Source organism: Tabrizicola sp. T46 (assembly GCF_057219895.1).
In genome coordinates, this window is the sequence record NZ_JBXVVV010000003.1 from 496,202 (window position 1) to 514,980 (window position 18,779).

General features: G+C 65.4%; 23 protein-coding genes. 13 read left to right on the forward strand and 10 right to left on the reverse strand.

The window, feature by feature from the left end; translation table 11 throughout:
* The first annotated feature begins 103 nt into the window (after positions 1-103).
* Positions 104-1,006 carry a LysR family transcriptional regulator gene (locus AC2D9V_RS15265; RefSeq protein WP_484714943.1) on the forward strand — a complete coding sequence of 301 codons (903 nt, stop codon included), beginning with the start codon at positions 104-106 and terminating at the stop codon, positions 1,004-1,006.
* Positions 1,007-1,184: 178 nt separating this feature from the next.
* Here the strand turns inward: AC2D9V_RS15265 and AC2D9V_RS15270 are convergent, their stop codons facing one another.
* Both AC2D9V_RS15270 and AC2D9V_RS15275 read right to left on the reverse strand, forming a co-directional pair.
* Positions 1,185-2,411: an RNA polymerase sigma factor gene (locus AC2D9V_RS15270; RefSeq protein ID WP_484714944.1), complete on the reverse strand. Its 1,227-nt coding sequence runs from the start codon at positions 2,409-2,411 to the stop codon at positions 1,185-1,187.
* A 1-nt stretch (position 2,412) separates the two neighbouring features.
* The gene (locus AC2D9V_RS15275; RefSeq protein WP_484714945.1) at positions 2,413-2,784 is read right to left on the reverse strand and encodes a YciI family protein; all 372 of its coding nucleotides are present in this window, start codon (positions 2,782-2,784) and stop codon (positions 2,413-2,415) included.
* A 248-nt stretch (positions 2,785-3,032) separates the two neighbouring features.
* Here AC2D9V_RS15275 and purL point away from each other — a divergent pair, with 248 nt between their 5' ends.
* From purL to grxD, 5 genes are read left to right on the forward strand one after another with little or no spacing between them, the layout of a single operon-like run.
* The gene (gene purL / locus AC2D9V_RS15280) at positions 3,033-5,195 is read left to right on the forward strand and encodes a phosphoribosylformylglycinamidine synthase subunit PurL (protein ID WP_484714946.1); all 2,163 of its coding nucleotides are present in this window, start codon (positions 3,033-3,035) and stop codon (positions 5,193-5,195) included.
* A complete protein-coding gene (locus tag AC2D9V_RS15285) occupies positions 5,195-5,692 on the forward strand; it encodes a GNAT family N-acetyltransferase (protein ID WP_484714947.1) in 498 nt (165 codons plus the stop codon). Before purL ends, AC2D9V_RS15285 begins: the two co-directional genes overlap by 1 nt.
* A 24-nt stretch (positions 5,693-5,716) precedes the next feature.
* Entirely contained in the window at positions 5,717-5,953 is a 237-nt protein-coding gene (locus AC2D9V_RS15290; protein ID WP_484714948.1) for a BolA/IbaG family iron-sulfur metabolism protein, read from the forward strand.
* A gap of 1 nt (position 5,954) precedes the next feature.
* Entirely contained in the window at positions 5,955-6,200 is a 246-nt protein-coding gene (locus AC2D9V_RS15295; protein ID WP_484714949.1) for a hypothetical protein, read from the forward strand.
* Positions 6,197-6,556, forward strand: a complete 360-nt coding sequence (gene grxD, locus AC2D9V_RS15300) for a Grx4 family monothiol glutaredoxin (RefSeq protein WP_484714950.1) — start codon at positions 6,197-6,199, stop codon at positions 6,554-6,556. Before AC2D9V_RS15295 ends, grxD begins: the two co-directional genes overlap by 4 nt.
* 4 nt (positions 6,557-6,560) lie before the next feature.
* Here grxD and AC2D9V_RS15305 read toward each other — a convergent pair whose 3' ends face one another.
* From AC2D9V_RS15305 to AC2D9V_RS15315, 3 genes are read right to left on the reverse strand one after another with little or no spacing between them, the layout of a single operon-like run.
* The gene (locus AC2D9V_RS15305; RefSeq protein WP_484714951.1) at positions 6,561-6,869 is read right to left on the reverse strand and encodes an MliC family protein; all 309 of its coding nucleotides are present in this window, start codon (positions 6,867-6,869) and stop codon (positions 6,561-6,563) included.
* Positions 6,870-6,928: 59 nt separating this feature from the next.
* Positions 6,929-7,291 carry a cell division protein ZapA gene (locus tag AC2D9V_RS15310; protein ID WP_484714952.1) on the reverse strand — a complete coding sequence of 121 codons (363 nt, stop codon included), beginning with the start codon at positions 7,289-7,291 and terminating at the stop codon, positions 6,929-6,931.
* Positions 7,278-7,769, reverse strand: coding sequence for a hypothetical protein (locus AC2D9V_RS15315; protein ID WP_484714953.1), 492 nt, complete (start codon positions 7,767-7,769; stop codon positions 7,278-7,280). Before AC2D9V_RS15315 ends, AC2D9V_RS15310 begins: the two co-directional genes overlap by 14 nt.
* Before the next feature lie 213 nt (positions 7,770-7,982).
* Here AC2D9V_RS15315 and tkt point away from each other — a divergent pair, with 213 nt between their 5' ends.
* Positions 7,983-10,001: a transketolase gene (tkt, locus tag AC2D9V_RS15320; RefSeq protein WP_484714954.1), complete on the forward strand. Its 2,019-nt coding sequence runs from the start codon at positions 7,983-7,985 to the stop codon at positions 9,999-10,001.
* 12 nt (positions 10,002-10,013) lie between these two features.
* On the opposite strand, the gene AC2D9V_RS15325 is transcribed toward tkt, so the two are convergent.
* Entirely contained in the window at positions 10,014-10,958 is a 945-nt protein-coding gene (locus AC2D9V_RS15325; protein WP_484714955.1) for a LysR family transcriptional regulator, read from the reverse strand.
* A 110-nt stretch (positions 10,959-11,068) separates the two neighbouring features.
* Between AC2D9V_RS15325 and AC2D9V_RS15330 the strand changes: the two genes are divergently transcribed.
* Positions 11,069-11,518, forward strand: coding sequence for a cupin domain-containing protein (locus AC2D9V_RS15330; protein WP_484714956.1), 450 nt, complete (start codon positions 11,069-11,071; stop codon positions 11,516-11,518).
* A gap of 32 nt (positions 11,519-11,550) precedes the next feature.
* Positions 11,551-12,348: a glutathione S-transferase family protein gene (locus AC2D9V_RS15335; protein ID WP_484714957.1), complete on the forward strand. Its 798-nt coding sequence runs from the start codon at positions 11,551-11,553 to the stop codon at positions 12,346-12,348.
* Positions 12,349-12,387: 39 nt separating this feature from the next.
* Here AC2D9V_RS15335 and AC2D9V_RS15340 read toward each other — a convergent pair whose 3' ends face one another.
* Positions 12,388-13,362, reverse strand: coding sequence for a DUF808 domain-containing protein (locus tag AC2D9V_RS15340; protein WP_484714958.1), 975 nt, complete (start codon positions 13,360-13,362; stop codon positions 12,388-12,390).
* Between the two features lie 126 nt (positions 13,363-13,488).
* On the opposite strand from AC2D9V_RS15340, the gene AC2D9V_RS15345 reads away from it, so the two are divergent.
* The 3 genes from AC2D9V_RS15345 to AC2D9V_RS15355 all read left to right on the forward strand — a co-directional run bounded on the left by AC2D9V_RS15345 (position 13,489) and on the right by AC2D9V_RS15355 (position 15,067).
* Positions 13,489-13,632, forward strand: a complete 144-nt coding sequence (locus tag AC2D9V_RS15345; protein ID WP_484714959.1) for a hypothetical protein — start codon at positions 13,489-13,491, stop codon at positions 13,630-13,632.
* A gap of 89 nt (positions 13,633-13,721) precedes the next feature.
* Positions 13,722-14,723 (forward strand): type I glyceraldehyde-3-phosphate dehydrogenase, encoded by a 1,002-nt coding sequence (gap, locus tag AC2D9V_RS15350; protein WP_484714960.1) that lies wholly within the window; start codon positions 13,722-13,724, stop codon positions 14,721-14,723.
* Between the two features lie 173 nt (positions 14,724-14,896).
* Entirely contained in the window at positions 14,897-15,067 is a 171-nt protein-coding gene (locus AC2D9V_RS15355; RefSeq protein ID WP_484714961.1) for a DUF1127 domain-containing protein, read from the forward strand.
* 80 nt (positions 15,068-15,147) lie between these two features.
* On the opposite strand, the gene coaD is transcribed toward AC2D9V_RS15355, so the two are convergent.
* The 3 genes from coaD to AC2D9V_RS15370 form a co-directional block, all read right to left on the reverse strand.
* Positions 15,148-15,639, reverse strand: coding sequence for a pantetheine-phosphate adenylyltransferase (coaD, locus tag AC2D9V_RS15360; protein ID WP_484714962.1), 492 nt, complete (start codon positions 15,637-15,639; stop codon positions 15,148-15,150).
* Between the two features lie 88 nt (positions 15,640-15,727).
* Positions 15,728-16,162: a CBS domain-containing protein gene (locus AC2D9V_RS15365; protein WP_484714963.1), complete on the reverse strand. Its 435-nt coding sequence runs from the start codon at positions 16,160-16,162 to the stop codon at positions 15,728-15,730.
* A 63-nt stretch (positions 16,163-16,225) separates the two neighbouring features.
* Positions 16,226-17,131, reverse strand: coding sequence for a LysR family transcriptional regulator (locus AC2D9V_RS15370; RefSeq protein ID WP_484714964.1), 906 nt, complete (start codon positions 17,129-17,131; stop codon positions 16,226-16,228).
* Between the two features lie 126 nt (positions 17,132-17,257).
* Here AC2D9V_RS15370 and AC2D9V_RS15375 point away from each other — a divergent pair, with 126 nt between their 5' ends.
* Positions 17,258-18,757 (forward strand): CoA-acylating methylmalonate-semialdehyde dehydrogenase, encoded by a 1,500-nt coding sequence (locus AC2D9V_RS15375; protein WP_484714965.1) that lies wholly within the window; start codon positions 17,258-17,260, stop codon positions 18,755-18,757.
* Positions 18,758-18,779 lie beyond the last annotated feature (22 nt).

The following is an 18,779-nucleotide window of genomic DNA, read 5'->3' on the forward strand; positions in this document are numbered from 1 at the left end:
CATGGCGGCCAAGGAATGACGGAGGCGTGTCTTTAAATGCGTTCGGATTTCCTTATCTGCGCGAGGGCATGCTAGTGTGGCGGCGCATTTCGAGGGGACGGTCATGGATTGGGACAAGCTGAGGATCTTTCACGCAGTGGCGGAGAAAGGCAGTCTGACCCATGCCGGGGATGTCCTGCACCTGAGCCAGTCGGCCGTCAGCCGGCAGATCCGGGCGCTGGAGGAAAGCCTGTCGGTCACGCTGTTCCACCGCCATGCGCGGGGGCTGATCCTGACCGAGCAGGGCGAGCTTCTGTTCGACGCGACGCAAGCCATGGTGAAACGGCTGGATGCCACGGCGGCGCGGATCCGTGACAGCGAGGACGAGGTTTTCGGCGAGTTGCGGGTGACGACGACCACGGGGTTCGGCACGCTGTGGCTGGCCCCGCGGCTGGCCCGGCTTTACGAGAAGTACCCCGCGCTGAAAATCGACCTGATGCTGGAAGAGCGCGTCCTTGACCTGCCGATGCGCGAGGCGGATGTGGCGATCCGGATGAAGGAGCCCAGCCAGGCCGACCTGATCCGGAAGCGCCTGATGAACATCAAGATGCGGCTTTACGCGACACCGGAGTATCTGGCGGCGAATGGCACGCCCCTGACCATGGATGATTTTTCCCAGCACCGGCTGATCAGCCAGCATGCAGGCACGCCGCAGGTGGCGGCCGGCGCGCTTCTGGTGCAGGAGCTGATGAGCCATGACATCCCGTCCACCCTGACGGTGAACAACTATTTCGGGGTGCTGCAGGCGGTGCTGAACCACCTCGGCATCGGGGTCCTGCCCGACTACATCACCGAGGATTTCCCGAACCTGGTGCGGGTGCTGGAGGATGTGCAAAGCGCGGAAGTGCCGGTATTCCTGGCATACCCTGAGGAACTGCGGCATTCCAAGCGCGTGGCGGCCTTCCGGGATTTCGTGACCGACGAGATCATGACCTACCGCCGGCGGCAGCAGGAAGAGGCGGCCTGACGGCTGTGGATTGCTGCCATGCAGCATTTGCATATCAGGATTGCCGAATTTGCGGGCGGCCAATACTTGTTTGCGTAAACACAGAGCACTATCTGAGCGCTCGAAGCGACGATGAGCCTGCTCTCGTTTCTTCGTACCTCCCTGTTGGACTTGGCCGAGCGAAAGCTCGGCCTTTTTTTTACGATAGCAGCCGGTCGCGTCGGCGGGTCAGGAAGGCCGCGTCGGCGCGTGAGGCGGCGAGGTCGATGGCGCGGGCATAGGCTTCGAGGGCGGCGGCGGTCTGACCGGTGCGCGCGAGGAGATCGGCACTGGCGGCGTGGTAGGGCTGGTAGTCGGCAAGGTCGGGGGCAAGCGCGGTCAATATCGGCAGGGCGGCAGCAGGATCGCCTGATTCCGCGAGGGCGACGGCATGGTTCAGCCGGACCACCGGCGTCGGCTCGTGGCGATGGAGTGCTGCGTATAGGGCGGCGATCTGCGGCCAGTCGGGCGGGACCTGCGACTGGCAGGCGGCGATGGCGGCCTTGATCTGGAAGGGGCCGGGTGCGGCGCGGGTCAGGGCGAGATCAAGCATTGCGCGGCCTTCGTCCTGCATGGCGTGATCCCAGAGCCTTGGGTTCTGGCCGGTCAGGGCGATGGTCTCGCCATCCGCACCGATGCGCGCGGCGCGGCGGGCGTGGGTGAGGAGAAGGAGGGCAAGGGCGCCCTCGACCTCGGGTTCGGCGGGGCGAAGATCGTTGAGCATGCGGGCAAGAAAGATCGCCTCGTCGCAGAGATCACGCCCGGCGCCGGGGCCGACGGTGTAGCCGGCGTTGAAGATCAGGTAGATCACGGTCAGGACGGAGTTGAGCCGGTCGGGCCAATCCTCGGGGCCGGGCACGCGGAAGGGAATGCCGGCGGCGGCGATCTTGGCCTTGGCACGGGAGAGGCGCTGGCCCATCGTTGGCTCGGCATCGAGGAAGGCCCGGGCGATCTCGGCGGTGGTGAGGCCGCCGAGGGTGCGGAGCGTGAGGGCGACGCGCGACTTCGGGTCAAGCGCCGGGTGGCAGCAGGTGAAGATCAGCCGGAGGCGGTCGTCGGGGATCATCTCGGGCTCAGTGTCATCGGCTTCGTCCCTGGCAAGAAGGGCGAGATCGGCCGTCTTGCGGGCGGCGCGCGCGGTGCTGCGGATCCGGTCGATGGCCTTGCGCAGCGCGACCTTGAGGAGCCAGCCCTGCGGCGAGGCGGGAATCCCCGACCGGTCCCAGTGAACCAGCGCGGATTCCAGCGCCTCGTGCAGCGCATCCTCGGCGAGCTGGAAGTCGCGCAGACGGGCGATCAGTGCCGCCAGAAGCCGGCCCCGGTCCTGGCGCATGACCAGGTCGAGGGTTTCCTGGATGACGGGGTCGACCCCGGCGGCACCGGGCATGTCAGGCGACCCTGTTTTCCATGACCGTGGTTTCCACGACCGGGCGCACCTCGACCGTGCCGAAAGGGGCCGAGGGCACGAGTGCCGCGTAGCGCAGGGCGGCGTCGAGGTCGGGCACGTCGATCACATAGTAGCCGCCAAGATGCTCCTTGGTTTCAGCGAAGGGGCCGTCCATCGTCTCCACCTTGCCGCCCCGCACACGCACCGAGGTGGCCGTGGCCACCCCTTGCAGGCCAGAACCGGAGGCCGGGATGCCGTCTGCAGCGAGCTTGGCATTCAGGCTGCCATAGCCTGCAACCCAGGCGTCGAAGGCCGGGGTGCCCCAGGCGGGTTCGTTCGCGGGATCGGCGTAGATCAGGATCATGTATTTCATCGGTTCGTTCCTTGGTTGCGTGGGCGCGGCAGAGGCCGCTGGCGATGCGTTCAAGGCTGCTGGTGCCTGGCGTTTGCAGACCTGAGGGCAGTCATGACCACATCGATACACAAAGGACGTCGGCACTTTGCCGTTTTCGACAGACGCCTCAAAATTTTTATCGAAAAGTTTTTGGCCCGGTTGCAGGTGCTTCCCCTGCCCGCCCGCATCGCCTATGAGGCTGGCCAAACCTGACGGAGGCCTGCCCCATGTCCGAACCCGCGATCACGCCCGAGTTGGTTGCCGCCCATGGGCTGAAGCCGGACGAATACGAGCGGCTTCTGGGGATTATCGGGCGGGAGCCTTCGTTCACCGAACTTGGCATCTTCTCGGCGATGTGGAACGAGCATTGTTCCTACAAATCCTCCAAGAAGTGGCTTCGCACCCTGCCGACGACCGGGCCGCAGGTGATCTGCGGGCCGGGCGAGAATGCCGGGGTCGTTGATATCGGCGATGGGCAGGCGGTCATCTTCAAGATGGAGAGCCACAACCACCCGTCCTATATCGAGCCTTATCAGGGCGCTGCGACGGGCGTGGGCGGCATCCTGCGTGACGTATTCACCATGGGCGCGCGGCCGATCGCGGCAATGAACGCGCTGAGCTTTGGTCTGCCGGATCACCCCAAGACCCGGCGTCTGGTGCAGGGCGTGGTCGAGGGTGTCGGCGGCTATGGCAATGCTTTCGGCGTGCCGACGGTTGGCGGTGAGGTGCGGTTCCACGCCAGCTACAACGGCAACTGTTTGGTCAATGCCTTTGCCGCAGGCCTCGCCGATGCGGACAAGATCTTCTATTCGGTGGCGTCGGGCGTGGGCATGCCGGTGGTCTACCTTGGCGCCAAGACGGGCCGTGACGGTGTGGGCGGGGCAACAATGGCGTCCGCCGAGTTCGACGACACGATCGAGGAAAAGCGCCCCACGGTGCAGGTCGGTGACCCCTTCACTGAAAAGCGGCTTCTGGAGGCGTGTCTGGAGCTGATGGCCAGTGGCGCGGTCATTTCCATTCAGGACATGGGAGCGGCTGGTCTGACCTGTTCGGCGGTCGAAATGGGCGACAAAGGCGGCCTTGGCATCAAGTTGCAGCTTGACGACGTGCCCCAGCGCGAAACCAACATGACCGCTTACGAGATGATGCTGTCGGAAAGCCAGGAGCGGATGCTCATGGTGCTGAAGCCGGAGCTTGAGGAAACCGCGCGGGCGATCTTCCGTAAATGGGACCTCGACTTTGCCATCGTCGGCGAGACGATCCCCGAGGACCGCTTCCTGATCCTGCACGGCAACGAGGTGAAGGCGGACCTGCCGCTGTCGAAGCTCGCCTCGTCCGCGCCGGAGTATGACCGCCCGTGGATCGAGACCCCTGCCCCGGCGCCCCTGGGCGAGGTGCCGGAGCTTTCGGCGCTGGCGGGGCTGCTGGCGCTGATCGGCAGCCCCTCTTACGCCCACAAGTCCTGGGTCTGGGAGCAGTATGACAGTCAGGTGGGGGCCGATACGGTGGTGGCACCGGGCGCGGGTGCTGGCGTGGTGCGCGTGCATGGCACCGGTAAGGCGCTGGCCTTCACCAGCGACGTGACCCCCCGCTATGTGAAGGCGAACCCCTTCGAGGGCGGCAAACAGGCGGTGGCCGAGGCCTACCGGAACCTCTGCGCCGTCGGCGCGCGCCCCTTGGCCACGACCGACAACCTCAATTTCGGCAACCCGGAAAAGCCCGAGATCATGGGCCAGTTCGTCGGCGCGATCAAAGGCATCGGGGCGGCCTGTGCCGCCCTGGACATGCCGATCGTGTCGGGGAACGTGAGCCTTTACAACGAGACGGACGGCAAGGGCATCCTGCCGACCCCGACCATCGGGGCGGTGGGGATTCTGACCAGCCTGGACGAGTTGATCGCCGGGCGGCCCGCGGAGGGCGACCTTGCCGTTGTGATCGGCGCGACGAAGGGCCATCTGGGCCAGTCGGCGCTGCTGGCCGAGGCCTTCGGGATCGAGGCGGGCGACGCCCCGCCCGTCAGCCTGCAAGCCGAGCTTGCCCATGGCGAATTCGTGCGGGCGAACCGCGCGCTGATCCGCGCCTGCACCGACCTGAGCGACGGGGGCCTTGCGCTTGCGGCCTTCGAGATGGCGGAAGGTGCCGGTCTTGGCGTGACGCTGGAGGCGGGCGATCTGCCGACCCTCTTCGGTGAGGATCAGGCGCGTTACCTTTTGGCCCTGCACCCCGCGGACCTTGCGGCGCTGCAGGCGGCAGCCAGTACAGCCGGGGTTCCGGTGACAGTAGCGGGCCGATTCGGTGGCGCGACCCTGGGCCTTGGCCATGAGACGGCACCGATGGCCGAGCTTTCGCAGCGCTATCGCACCGCCTTTGCCAAGGCGCTTGGCGTCTGATGCTGCGGCAGGCGACGGGAGGGGACATCGCGTTCATCCGCAGCCTGACCACGCGGTCGGACTATGCGCCCTTCATCGGCGACAGTGACGAGGCGGAACTGATGCACTGGATCGACGCGGCGGATGCCGAGGTGCTGATCTGGGAGGGCGGCTCGGCCCGGGGCTTTGCGGTCTTTCGCCAGATCGGCAAGCCGGGTGGCGTCGTCGAGCTGTTCCGCATCGCGCTGGACCGGGCGGGAGGTGGCAACGGCGCAGTCTTCTTTCGCGCGCTGGTGGACCATGCCTTCCAGAAGCTTTGTGCGGCGCGGGTCTGGCTCGATGCGAGCGCCGAGAACCCGCGTGCGATCCGGCTTTACACCGCGGCGGGCTTTCGCGAGGAAGGGCGGCTTCGCCAGCATTGGTTCCGCCCCGCATTGGACCGACCGGTGGACCTGGTGCTGATGGGGATGCTGCGGGCGGAATGGGAAGGCCTTGAACCGGCCCGGGCTCGGGCTTAGGTTCAGCGTGCAAGGAGAGTGCCCATGCCCATCGAAGCCCGCGACATCGAAGCCCTGATCCGCGAGGCCTTTCCGAAGGCCCGGATCAACGTGCAAGGCGACGATGGCCAGCATTTCGCCGCCGAAGTGATCGACGAAAGCTTTCGCGGGATGAACCGGGTCCAGCAGCAGCGCGCGGTCTATGCAGCGCTGAAAGGCCGGATGGACGGTCCGAACGGGGCGCTCCATGCCTTGGCGCTGACGACGAAGGCTCCGGACTGAGATGGCGACGGGCGCGGGACTGAACGGGATCGTGACGGCACTTCTGCCGCTGATTGGGCTGGTGACGGTGCTTTCGGCCCGGCGCAAGCGCAGGAAGGGCATCGAGACGCCGGTCGACGCGGAGTTCGAGCGCCGGCAGGCCGAACGGGCCGAGATGGAGCGGCGCATGGCCTCGTATCTTGCCACCCGCGGGTCGGCGGGCCATTACGCCGCAGATGACGATAGCGAACAGGAGATCCGGCGATGAGCGCCCATGACATGATCAAGACCACGATCGAGACGAACGATGTCGTCCTTTTCATGAAGGGCACGAAGATGATGCCGCAATGCGGGTTCTCGTCCCGTGTGGCGGGGGTGCTGAACTATATGGGCGTGGAGTTCCAGGATGTGAACGTGCTGGCCGACCCCGAGGTGCGGCAGGGCATCAAGGACTTTTCCGACTGGCCGACGATCCCACAGCTTTACGTGAAAGGTGAGTTCATCGGCGGCTGCGATATCGTGACCGAGATGACGCTGTCGGGGGAGCTGGACCAGCTTTTCGAGGCGAAGGGCGTAGCCTTCGACAAGGCCGCTGCCGACAAGATCCGCGAAGCGAACGCCTGACGGGTCAGGTGCGGCAGTTGGTCAGGACGGGCGTGGTCGTGCCGCGCTCGCCGTCGCGGTAGCTGAGCGTGCCGGTCCCGTTTTTCAGCGCCCAGATGTGATATGAGCCGTCCGAGGGCCAGGAGTATTCCAGGCCTTCGGCAACGGGGAAGGAGATGAGGGTCTCGTTCCCTTCTCCCGTCGGGTTGATTGTGATGATGTCGTCGTCACCCTCGCGCCCGTAGGTCACGGCCAGGGTGCGCCCGCCGTCGCAGGTATAGGTGACGGTTCCCGAAGCGGGAGGCGTGGCCCGCGCCGACGGTTCAGTCTCCATGGAGACACAAGCGCAAAGGCCCACGAGCAACAAGAGACCACCGGTCAGCCGGAGGTGGATCACCGTTGTTCGTCCATCCGGGCGGCGACAGCCTCGGCCCGGGCGGCGATCTCGGCGAGGGTTTCGATCACCTGGGGCGGGATGACGGCCACGTCGCGGGTGGCGGTCGGCCGCGCCTCAAGCTCGGCGATCCGGGCGCGGAGGCCGCGCAGCTCGTCCTCGACAGCGGCGGTCTTGTCGGCCAGCATGAGGCCGGCGGTCAGCAGCATCTTGACGTCGGTCGGGCGCGCGGCGGTCTGGCCGATAAGCGGCGCCACCTCGGCATCGAGCATGGCGGCGGCGGAGCGCAGGAAGTGTTCCTGCCCGTCCTGGCAGGTGACCTTGAACCCGCGTCCACCGATCTGAACCTCAAGCTCCGGCATGTGCGGCCTCCGCGATATGGGGATCAAGGGCGGCTAGGATCTCGTCGATCTCGGCCACCTCGGTCAGGCGCTGCGCGCGCAGGGCGTCAAGCTCGACCGCCATGGCCTTGTTGATCAGGCTGGGGTCGGCGACCTTGGCGGCCTCGGCGGCGCGCAGGGCAGAAAGCTGGTCACGGAGCGCCGCGGCCGTGCGGCGCATGCGCTGAAGCTCCAATCCCTGGACATCAAGCTGCTGGGTCAGGCGGTCGATCTTGTCCTGGAGATCGCCCTTCGGTTCACGCTCCTTAGCGGCGCGGAGCTTTTCCTGCAGCTGGGCATTCAGCGCCTTTTCTTCCTCGAGCCGGGCCTTCAGCGCGGCCTCGCCTGCCCCGCTGGCCTGAGATGCGGATCGCGTGGGCTGCGCCAGCCGGTCGACACCCTTGCCGATCCGCTCCAGCGCCGCCGTGATCCGCTTTTCAAGTTCGGTAATCTCCTGCATCCACCCACTCTCCCCGCGTCGTCCCCGACCGCACCGACCAATCCCGAACGTGGCTGCGAATCGTCCGACGCAGTCCCCGCGAACGATCTTAACGTGAAACGAGGGAAAGGCGACCGGCCTTTCCGGCCAATACCTTGGGGTGCAAGCTTGATCTTGCCTGTGGCGCTGGTTAGACGCGTGTGACGCCGCCCAAAGACCAAAGGAATCCCGCCCGTGGACATCCAGACCCTTCGCACCCGCCACCCCGACCACTGGATGCGCGCGACCGCGATCCGCGCGCTGGCGCTGGATGCCGTGGCTGCAGCGAATTCCGGGCATTCCGGCATGCCGATGGGCATGGCGGACGTGGCGACGGTCCTGTTCGAGAAGCACCTGAAGTTCGACCCCAAGGCCCCGCGCTGGCCGGACCGCGACCGGTTCATCCTGTCGGCCGGCCACGGGTCGATGCTGATCTACAGCCTTCTCTACCTGACCGGGTACGAGGACATGACGCTGGACCAGATCAAGGCCTTCCGGCAGTGGGGCGCGATCACGGCGGGGCATCCCGAATACGGACACGTGGCAGGCGTCGAGACAACGACCGGCCCCCTGGGCCAAGGGATTGCCAACGCGGTCGGCTTTGCGATTGCCGAGGAAAACCTGCGCGCCCGCTGGGGGGCGAAGGTGCAGGACCACTACACCTGGGTCATCGCGGGCGACGGCTGCCTGATGGAGGGCGTCAGCCAGGAAGCGATCGGTCTGGCGGGCAAACAGCAGCTTTCGCGGTTGATCGTCCTTTGGGACAACAACGGGATCACCATCGACGGGAAGGTTTCGATTGCCGACGTGACCGACCAGAAGGCGCGCTTTGCGGCATCGGGCTGGGATGTTTTCGAATGTGACGGGCATGACCCGGTGGACATCGACCGGGCGCTGACGGCGGCCAAGGCCAGCCACCGCCCTGCCCTTGTGGCCTGCACCACGCATATCGCGCTGGGACATGCGGCCCAGGACACCTCGAAAGGCCATGGCGCCCTGACCGACAAGGCGCAGCTGCAGGCGGCGAAGGACGGCTATGGCTGGCCGGGCGGCCCGTTCGAGGTGCCCGGCGACGTGAAGCGCTGGTGGGAGTCGCTGGGCGCGCGGGGCGCCAAGGCCCGAGCCGAGTGGGACGCGCGTCTGGCCGCCCTCTCCCCGGCCAAGCAGGCGGAATTCGCCCGCATCTTTTCCCGCGAGGCGCCGGCCAAGCTGTCCTCGACCATCCGCGCGGTGAAGAAGCAGGCCGTGGCCGATGCGCCGAAGATCGCGACCCGTGCGGCCAGCGAAAAGGTGTTGGCGGCTGTGAACCCGGTCTTGCCGGAAACCATCGGCGGGTCGGCCGACCTGACCGGCTCGAACAACACCAAGACGGCAGATCTTGGCGTCTTCACGCCCGAGGACCGCAAGGGCCGCTACATCTATTTCGGCATCCGCGAGCATGGCATGGCAGCGGCGATGAACGGGATGGTTCTGCATGGCGGTGTAAGGCCTTACGGCGGGACCTTCATGTGTTTCACCGACTATGCCCGTCCCTCGATGCGGCTTTCGGCGCTGATGGGTGTGCCGGTCGTTTACGTGATGACGCATGACTCGATCGGTCTGGGCGAAGATGGCCCGACCCACCAGCCGGTCGAGCATCTGGCGATCAGCCGCGCGACGCCGAACACGCTGGTGATCCGTCCGGCGGACCTTGTCGAGGTGGCCGAGGCCTGGGAGATTGCGCTGACCGAAAAGACCCGGCCGACCGTGCTGGCGCTGTCGCGGCAGAACCTGCCGGCGGTCCGCAAGGCCCATACCGCGCAGAACATGGTTGCCAAGGGGGCCTATGTGCTGGCCGAGGCGACGGGCAAGCGGCAGGTGATCCTCATCGCGACGGGGTCCGAGGTCGAGATCGCGCTGAAGGCGCGCGCTGCGCTGGAGGCCGAGGGGATCGGCACCCGCGTGGTGTCCATGCCATCGATGGAGCTTTTCGCGGCGCAGGACGAAGCCTGGCGCAAGCGCGTGCTGCCTGCCGGGCCGGTGCGCGTGGCGATCGAGGCCGGTGTCCGGCAAGGCTGGGACCGCTGGCTTCTGGGCGAGCGGGGGCGTGAGGCGAAGGCCGGTTTCGTCGGCATGTCCTCTTTCGGCGCCTCGGCCCCAATGGAGCGGCTGTACCAGGAATTCGGCATTACCGCCGAAGCCACCGTGGCAAAGGTCAGGGCCCTTCTGGGCTAGATCCCCTGCCCTTCAGTCCGGTTCCGGCACGTCCAGCGGCTCGAGAATACCGGCGATCAGGCCGCGCATCCAGCGATGCGCGGGATTGGCCGAGGCGCGCCGGTGCCACGCAGCGACAATCAGGGGATTGGGCATCGGCATGGGCGGCGCATGGAGGTCGAGGCCAAGATAGCCCGCCACCGCCTGCGCGAACTGCAGCGGCACCATGGAGACGCAGTCGCTGCGGCTGACGGTCCGGCAGACACCGGCAAATGTCGGCAGAGACATGACCACCCGGCGGCTTCGACCGATGCGGGCCAGGGCGGTGTCGGTCATGGCCTTCATGTTGCCCTGCGGTGAGAACAGAACATGCGACAGGTCGCAGAAGAGGTCGAGCGGCATGGCATCGCCCGGGCCAAGTGCGGCCCGGGTCAGCGCGGGGTGGTCCTTTCGCGAAATCACGGTGAACGGCGACCGGAAGAGCGGCCGCTTTTCCAGCCAGTCCGGCAGGTCTTCGTCGGGGATCAGCGCGATGTCGGCCTCATAGCGTTCCAGCGAGTCGACATACTTGTCAGGCACCAGATCGACCAGTTGTACACCCACGCCGGGTGCGGTTGTGGTCAGCTGCGGCGCGAGGGCGGGCATCAGGAGTTCGCCGAAGAAGTCGCTGCCGGCAAGGCGGAAGGTCATCATCGCCTGCGACGGGTCAAAGGTCGGTGGCGGGGCCAGAAGCGCCTCCAGCCGATCCAGTTCGGCCCTGAGGGGCATGGCGAGCGCCCGGGCAAAATCGGTCGGAACCATCCCCTGCCCGTGGCGGATGAACAGGGGATCATCCAGGGCATGCCGAAGCCGTGCCAGCGCCGCAGACACCGCCGGCTGCGACAGGCCTACCCGCTCGCCCGCCTTGATGGTGGAGCCTTCGCGCAAGAGCGCATCGAGCACCAGAAGCAGGTTCAGATCGAAGCTGCGCAAATTCATCGGATGGATACCTGATATAGGAACAATCGATTTATCATATGTATCGCGGTCACGTAGTCCTGTCAGCAGGGATCAGGCGGTTGATCCCATTCTCAAGGGGGAGGAAACCCATGAAGGATACCATCCGGACCGGAGACGTGTTGGAGTGGCTTGGCGTCACCTACCAGACGATCCTGACGACCGAGGCGACAGGTGGCACCATGTCGATCGTCGATACCACGGCGCCCGCGGGCAGCGGTCCGCCACGCCATGTCCATGAGCGCGAGGACGAGGTCTTCATCTTGCTGACCGGTCAGTGCGAATTCTGGCTGGAGGGTGCGCACTTTGTGAAGGGGCCGGGCGAGACGGCGTTCGTGCCGCGCGGAAAGGAGCATACCTTTCGCGTCATCGGCGACCAGCCGAGCCGCCATCTGGTGATCCTGACGCCCGGAGGATTCGAAGGCTTCTTCGCCGACATGGCGCGCGGACAGTACAGCATCCCCGAGGACATGGCAGAGATCGAGGCCTCGGCCCGGGCGCATCACCTGAAATTCACCGGCCCGCCGCTCGGCGCGGAGTAAGGACTGCAGGCAATCAAGGAAAGGCACCAGAGATGTCCGAAAAGCCCATCGTCCACCACATTCCCGTCTGCCCCTTTTCCCAGCGGCTGGAGATCCTGCTTGCGCTCAAGGGCCAGCCGGACGCGGTAGAGTTCCGCGTGGTGGACATCACCAGGCCGCGCGATCCCGAACTCTTGCGCAAGACGCAAGGCACGACCGCGCTGCCGGTGCTTGAGCTGCCGGATGGGCGCATCCTGAAGGAAAGCCTGGTGATCCTGAACTACCTTGATGAAACCGTGCCGGGCGGGGCCCTGCGCCGCCCGGACCCCTATGAGCATGCGGTGGAGCAGCTGCTGATCTCGCGCGAGGGGCCCTTCATCGCGGCGGGCTACATCTTCGTGATGAACCAGGACCGCGACAAGGCCGAGGGCCTGAGGCAGAAGCTTCTGGACCTTTACGCCGAGATCGACCGGTTCCTCATGCTGCACAACCCGCAGGGGACGTTCCTGTTCGACTGTTTCGGCCTGGCCGAGGCGGTCTATACCCCGGTGTTCATGCGCTTCTGGTTCCTTGACTATTACGAGGGCTTCGATCTGCCGCCAGACGGCCGGTTCGACCGGGTTCGGCGCTGGCGGGATGCCTGCCTCGACCATCCGGCTGCCCGGCAGGTCAGCCGGGAGGAAATCATCAAGTGCTATTATGACTACGCGCTTGGCGCCGGAAACGGAGCCCTGTTGCCCGGCCGGACCCGGTCAAGCTTTGCCTTCGAGCCGGACTGGCGGCAACGGCCCTGGCCCCCTGCCGAGAAGTATGGAGAATCAGCCAGCGACGCAGTGCTGGGGCTGGTCTGAGCGGCCAGGGGGCGGGCTGCCGCTGCGGGGCCTGCCGATCTAATGCGCGCCCGAGGCCTTGCCGCCTAACCGGCTGACGAGGGGACCGATGATCCTGGTGGCAAGCGGGATCAGGGCGAGGCCGAGGATCAGGCCGAAGATGCCGTCCAGCGTGGCGGTGACCACCCAGGAGACGAAGCCCTGCGCCGCCGGGACGGCATGGGCCACGGTTTCGGCGAAGTGGTGGATCGTCTCATAGGGCCAGGCCCATAGATGCGTGACTTCCAGACCGTGGATCACGATGTTGCCGCCGACCCAAAGCATGGCGGCCGTGCCCACGGTTGAGAGGAAGGCCATGAGCTTCGGCATTCCCTTGACGAGCCCGCGCCCGAACGCCCTGCCCCAGCCCGTCCGGCCTGTGGCGGCAAGATGCAGACCCACGTCGTCCATCTTCACGATCAGCGCCACCGCGCCGTAGACGGCGAAGGTGATGGCCGCCCCGACCACGGCCAGCGTCGCGGCCTGCAGCCAGAAACTGGGGCTTTCGATCGTGGCCAGCGCAATGGTCATGATCTCGGCCGAGAGGATGAAATCGGTCTTGATCGCGCCCCTGACCTTGGCCTCTTCCAGATGGGTCGGGTCCTGTGTGTCGAAGTCGGCCTCGACCGCGTGGTCGGCATGGGGGGCGAAGGCATGGACGACCTTCTCGGCCCCTTCGAAGCAGAGATAGGCACCGCCCAGCATCAGAAGCGGCGTGATCGCTTGCGGCAGGAAATGATCCAGCGCGAGGAGCGCGGGCAGAAGAATGATGAGCTTGTTGAAAAGCGAGCCGCGGGCGATCCGCCAGATGATCGGCAGCTCACGGTCGGCGGAGAAGCCGTGGACGTATTTCGGGGTCACCGCAGCGTCGTCGATGACCACCCCGGCGGCCTTTGCGCCCGCTTTCGTTGCTGCGGCGGCGATGTCGTCAACCGAAGCTGCCGCCACCTTGGCGATGGCGGCCACGTCGTCGAGAAGGGCGAGTAGTCCGCTCATGCGATTGCTCCCGGGCAGCGGCCGACGCTGGCACTTTGCTGGCCATCACGCGTCACGGCAAGCCCTTCACCCGATCTTCGGATTTGGCGTATAGATGGGCGACTGGGCCGGTCGGGAAAGGGTGCCATGTCCAATACCGTCGCTCTGTATCTTGGGCTGGTGATCCTTACCGCAGTGGGTCTGGACATCGTTCTGAACGAGGCGTCGGCGCTGGTCTTCTTGATGCAAAAGCTTGTTGCCCTGATCGAGTATATGGCCTTCTGGCGCTAAGCGCGTCAAACTGTGGTTGCAATCGGCGGGCATCGGTGGATGTTACCGCTAACAGAGCGACCTGAGTCGCATCCTACGGAGGAAAGATCATGACGGTCAAAGTCGCCATCAACGGGTTCGGTCGCATCGGCCGCAACATCCTGCGGGCCATCGTGGAATCGGGGCGGACCGACATTCAGGTCGTCGCTATCAATGACCTTGGGCCGGTGGAAACCAACGCGCATCTTCTTCGCTACGATTCGGTGCACGGGAAGTTTCCGGCGACGGTCACCACGGGCGCGGACACGATCGACGTGGGCCGTGGGCCGATGCGGGTGACGGCGATCAAGAACCCGGCGGAGCTGCCGTGGTCGGACGTCGATGTCGTCCTGGAATGCACCGGCATCTTCACCTCGAAGGAAAAGGTGCAGCCGCACCTCGAGAACGGCTCGAAGCGGGTGCTGATCTCGGCCCCCGGCGATGGTGCGGACAAGACCATCGTCTACGGCGTGAACCATGGCACGCTGACGAAGAACGACATCGTGGTGTCGAACGCCTCGTGCACGACGAACTGCCTCGCCCCGGTTGCGCATGTGCTGCACAACGCGATCGGGATCGAGAAAGGGATGATGACCACCATCCACAGCTACACCGGCGACCAGCCAACGCTCGACACCATGCACAAGGACCTGTACCGCGCCCGCGCGGCGGCGCTGAGCATGATCCCGACCTCGACCGGGGCGGCGAAGGCGGTGGGCCTGGTGCTGCCCGAGCTGAAGGGCAAGCTTGACGGCTTTGCGATGCGCGTGCCGACGCCGAACGTCAGCGTGGTGGACCTGAAGTTCATCGCCAAGCGCGCGACCACGGTCGACGAGATCAACGCTGCGATCAAGGCCGCAGCGGATGGTCCGCTGAAGGGCATCCTTGGCTATACCAACGAAAAGCTGGTGTCGTCGGACTTCAACCATGACCCGCATTCGTCGGTCTTCCACATGGACCAGACCAAAGTGATGGACGGGACCTTCGTGTCGATCCTGAGCTGGTATGACAACGAATGGGGCTTCTCGAACCGCATGGCTGACACGGCGGTTGCGATGGGCAAGCTGATCTGAACGGCTTGAAATACATGGGATCGGGCGCCTTCGGGCGCCCATTTCGTTTGGAGAAGCCATGCAGCCGGCGCATGGCCGCATCACGGCCGTGGTCGTTGTTTGCGCTAACGCAACCCTTATCTTCACATCATCCGGAGAGGACAAAGAGACCCCGGACTGAAAGGAAGAAAGTGATGATTACCGTGTTCGACATGCTGAAGACCGCCGCCGGCAACTATGCCCGCTATCGCGCGACGCGTGACGAGATTGCCAACCTGCCCACGGATGTGGCGCTGGATATCGGCATCTACCCCGGCGACGCCGAGAAGATCGCGCGTGAGGCTGTCTACGGCAAGGCTGCCTGAGGGTAGACCAAAGCGACCGACGACGCGGGGGCCTTCGGGCCCCTTTTGCGTTTCAGGATCGCGGTGCGCTGTGGCGCACCCTACGCGAACTTGCGGGCCAGCGCCTCGACCACCGGGGGCGTCACGAACTTTGACACATCGCCGCCGAGGCGGGCGATTTCCTTCACCAGTTTCGAGGCGATGGCCTGCCGCCGCGCATCGGCCATCATGAACACCGTCTCGATGCTGGAATCGAGCGCCCGGTTCATGCCGACCATCTGGAATTCGTATTCGAAGTCCGCCACTGCCCGCAGGCCGCGGATAATGATGCTGGCCCCTACATCGCGGGCGCAGTCGATCAGCAGGTTCTCGAACGGGTGGACGACGATTTCCCCCCCAGTCCGCGGGGTGATTGCGCGGATTTCAGCCTCGACCATTGCAACGCGTTCTTCCAGCGAAAAGAGCGGGCCCTTGTCGCGGTTGATTGCCACCCCGATCACCAGCCGGTCGACCAGTGCCATCGCCCGCTGAATGATGTCGACATGGCCAAGCGTGATCGGATCAAAGGTGCCCGGATAAAGCCCGATGCGCATGAATATCCTCCGGTAGCCCCGCCCTATGGCGCAAGCAACAGCATCGCCCTGCCCCGCGCAAGGGGGAAGCGGTGCCGTTGCCTGGCGATCAGAACCCCTTGATCATGCCTTCGAGGGCTTCCTTTTCCATGGCGAGTTCATCCAGACGGATCTTGACCACGTCCCCGATCGAGATGACGCCGACCATCTTTTCGCCCTCCATCACCGGGAGGTGCCGGAAGCGGCCGTCGGTCATCTTCTGCATGACATCGGTCAAGCGATCGCCGCGGGTGCAGGTCACGAGTTTCGATGTCATCACCCCGGTCACCTGGTCGGACATGCAGGTGACACCCCGCCGCCCGAGTTCGCGCACGATATCCCGTTCCGAAAGAATCCCCAGCGGATGGACGCCGTCATCCGATACGACCACGGCACCGATACGCCGCGCAGACAGGACTTGTGCAACCTCGGACAGCGAGGCCGTCGACGGCACCGTCACCACGGGCGCATCGCCCTTGACCTTAAGGATCTGCTGAACTGTCATCTTGGCCCTCCTCCAGAGCGGAGGGTCAGGGTCGGACCGGGGCCTGAGTCTGTCAAGAGACTGTCATGAAGTCGGTTCTTCCGACCAATCCCAGGTCTCGAGCCGCTGGATCTCGGCCCGGACCTCGCGCAGAAGCTGGTCCGAAAACCGGTTCAGGCGCTCAAGCCGTGCATCGTCCTGGTGCCGGATCAGCCAAAAGGCGCGGGTCAGGCTGATCTTGTCCGGCAGGACACGCACCAGTTCGGGCGCTGCGGGCAAGGCGAAGTCATGCACGATGCCCACCCCTGCCCCATGGCGCAGCCAGTTCAGCTGGACCGAGACCGAGTTCGAGGTCAGGGCTGCCGGTCCGGCACCGATCTCGGCCAGGTAGTCGAGTTCCTTGTCGAAAATCATGTCGGGGATATAGCCGACAAAGCGGTGCTGGCGCAGGTCGGCCGGGTCAGTCAGCGGGTGGCGGTCAAGGTAATCGCGGCTGGCGGCCAGGTGCAGGCGGTAGTCGGTCAGCTTCTGCACGGTCAGGCGGCCTGCCTCGGGACGGCTTACGCCGATGGCAAGGTCAGCCTCGCGCTTCGACAGGTTGAAGACGCGGGGCAGTGCCACGATCTGGACTTCGAGGCCGGGGTTCGCGTCACAGATCCGGGCGAGGACCTGCGGCAGAAGATAGTTCGCGCATCCGTCGGGCGCGCCAAGCCGGACGAGGCCGGTCAGGCCACTTGGGCCAGAGAGGCTTTCGCCGGCGGCGAGGGCCGCGCGTTCGGCCATTTCGGCATGCGGAAGCAGGCGCGCGCCCGCCTCGGTCAGGGCATAGCCCTGGGGTGACTTGCTGAAAAGCCGCGCGCCCGTCACCTCCTCCAGCCGGGCGATGCGGCGGCCGACGGTGGCGGGGTCGATCTTCAGGCGTCGACCTGCCGCCGACAGGCTTTCCGTGCGGGCCACGGCAAGGAACACGCGCAGGTCATCCCAATCCATGAAAGCTCCTCATGCGCTTCGCTTTTCGTCGCTCGCTGCATTCCTGCAAAACACTTTTGAGGATTTGCCGCTTTGTCTGGCGTTTGTGCAAGAGTAAAAGCCGGGCAGCACATTTGGGAGGATTCCATGCAGGACATCGGTCACTGGATCAACGGCAAGCTCGTCGCAGGCACGTCGGGCCGCTATGCCCAAGTCTTCAACCCGGCCACGGGTGAACAGCAGGCGCGAGTGGCCCTGGCGACGGCGGCAGAACTGAACCACGCTATCGAGGAAGCCGCGAAGGCCCAAATCGGCTGGGCCGCGACGAACCCGCAGCGCCGCGCAAGGGTGATGATGGCCTTCGGCGCGCTGATCAACCGCGACATGGACAAGCTGGCCGAACTGGTCGCGCGCGAACACGGCAAGACCATCCCGGACGCCAAGGGCGACGTGCAGCGTGGCCTTGAAGTCGTCGAGGTCTGCATGGGCGCCCCGGCGATGCTGAAGGGCGAGATGATGGATTCGGCCGGCCCCGGCATCGACCTTTACGCGATGCGCCAGCCCCTAGGCGTGGTGGCGGGCATCACGCCCTTCAACTTTCCTGCGATGATCCCGCTTTGGAAGATGGCTCCGGCCCTTTCCTGCGGCAACGCGATGATCCTGAAGCCGAGCGAGCGCGTGCCGTCGACCTCGCTTTACCTTGCGCAGCTTCTGCAGGAGGCGGGGCTGCCGGATGGCGTGCTGCAGGTGATCAATGGCGACAAGGAAACGGTTGACGGTATTCTGGACCACCCGACCATCCAGGGCATCGGCTTTGTCGGTTCGACCCCGATCGCGCAGTATATCTATGGCCGTGCCGCGACGAACGGCAAGCGCGCGCAGTGCTTTGGCGGGGCAAAGAACCACATGATCATCATGCCGGATGCCGACCTCGACAAGGCGGCGGATGCGCTGGTCGGTGCGGGCTACGGGGCGGCGGGCGAGCGCTGCATGGCGATCTCGGTCGCGGTGCCGGTGGGTGACAAGACGGCGGACGCGCTGATCGAACGGCTGGTGCCGCGGATCGAGAAGTTGAAGGTCGGCCCCTATACCGCTGGAAATGATGTGGATTTCGGCCCCGTCATCACCCAGGCGGCGAAGGATCGCATTCTTTCCCTCGTCGATTCGGGTGTCGAACAGGGCGCGAAGCTGGTGGTCGATGGCCGCGGCTTCAAGATGCAGGGCTACGAGAAGGGCTTCTTCGTCGGCCCGTCGCTGTTCGACCACGTGACGCCCGAGATGGAGATCTACAAGCAGGAGATCTTCGGGCCGGTCCTGTCGACCGTGCGCGCCAAGTCCTACGACCAGGCGCTGAAGCTGGTGATGGACAACGAATACGGCAACGGCACCGCGATCTTCACTGCCGATGGCGACACGGCGCGCGACTTTGCGTCCCGCGTGAACGTGGGCATGGTGGGGATCAACTTCCCGATCCCGGTGCCGCTGTCATACTTCAGCTTCGGCGGCTGGAAGCGGTCGGCCTTCGGCGACCTCAACCAGTATGGTCCGGATGCCTTCCGGTTCTACACCAAGACGAAGACGGTCACGGCCCGTTGGTTCAGCGGTATCAAGGAAGGTGCCAGCCTGAACTTCAAGGCGCTGGACTGAGCCGTCAAAGCCAAGCACTGTC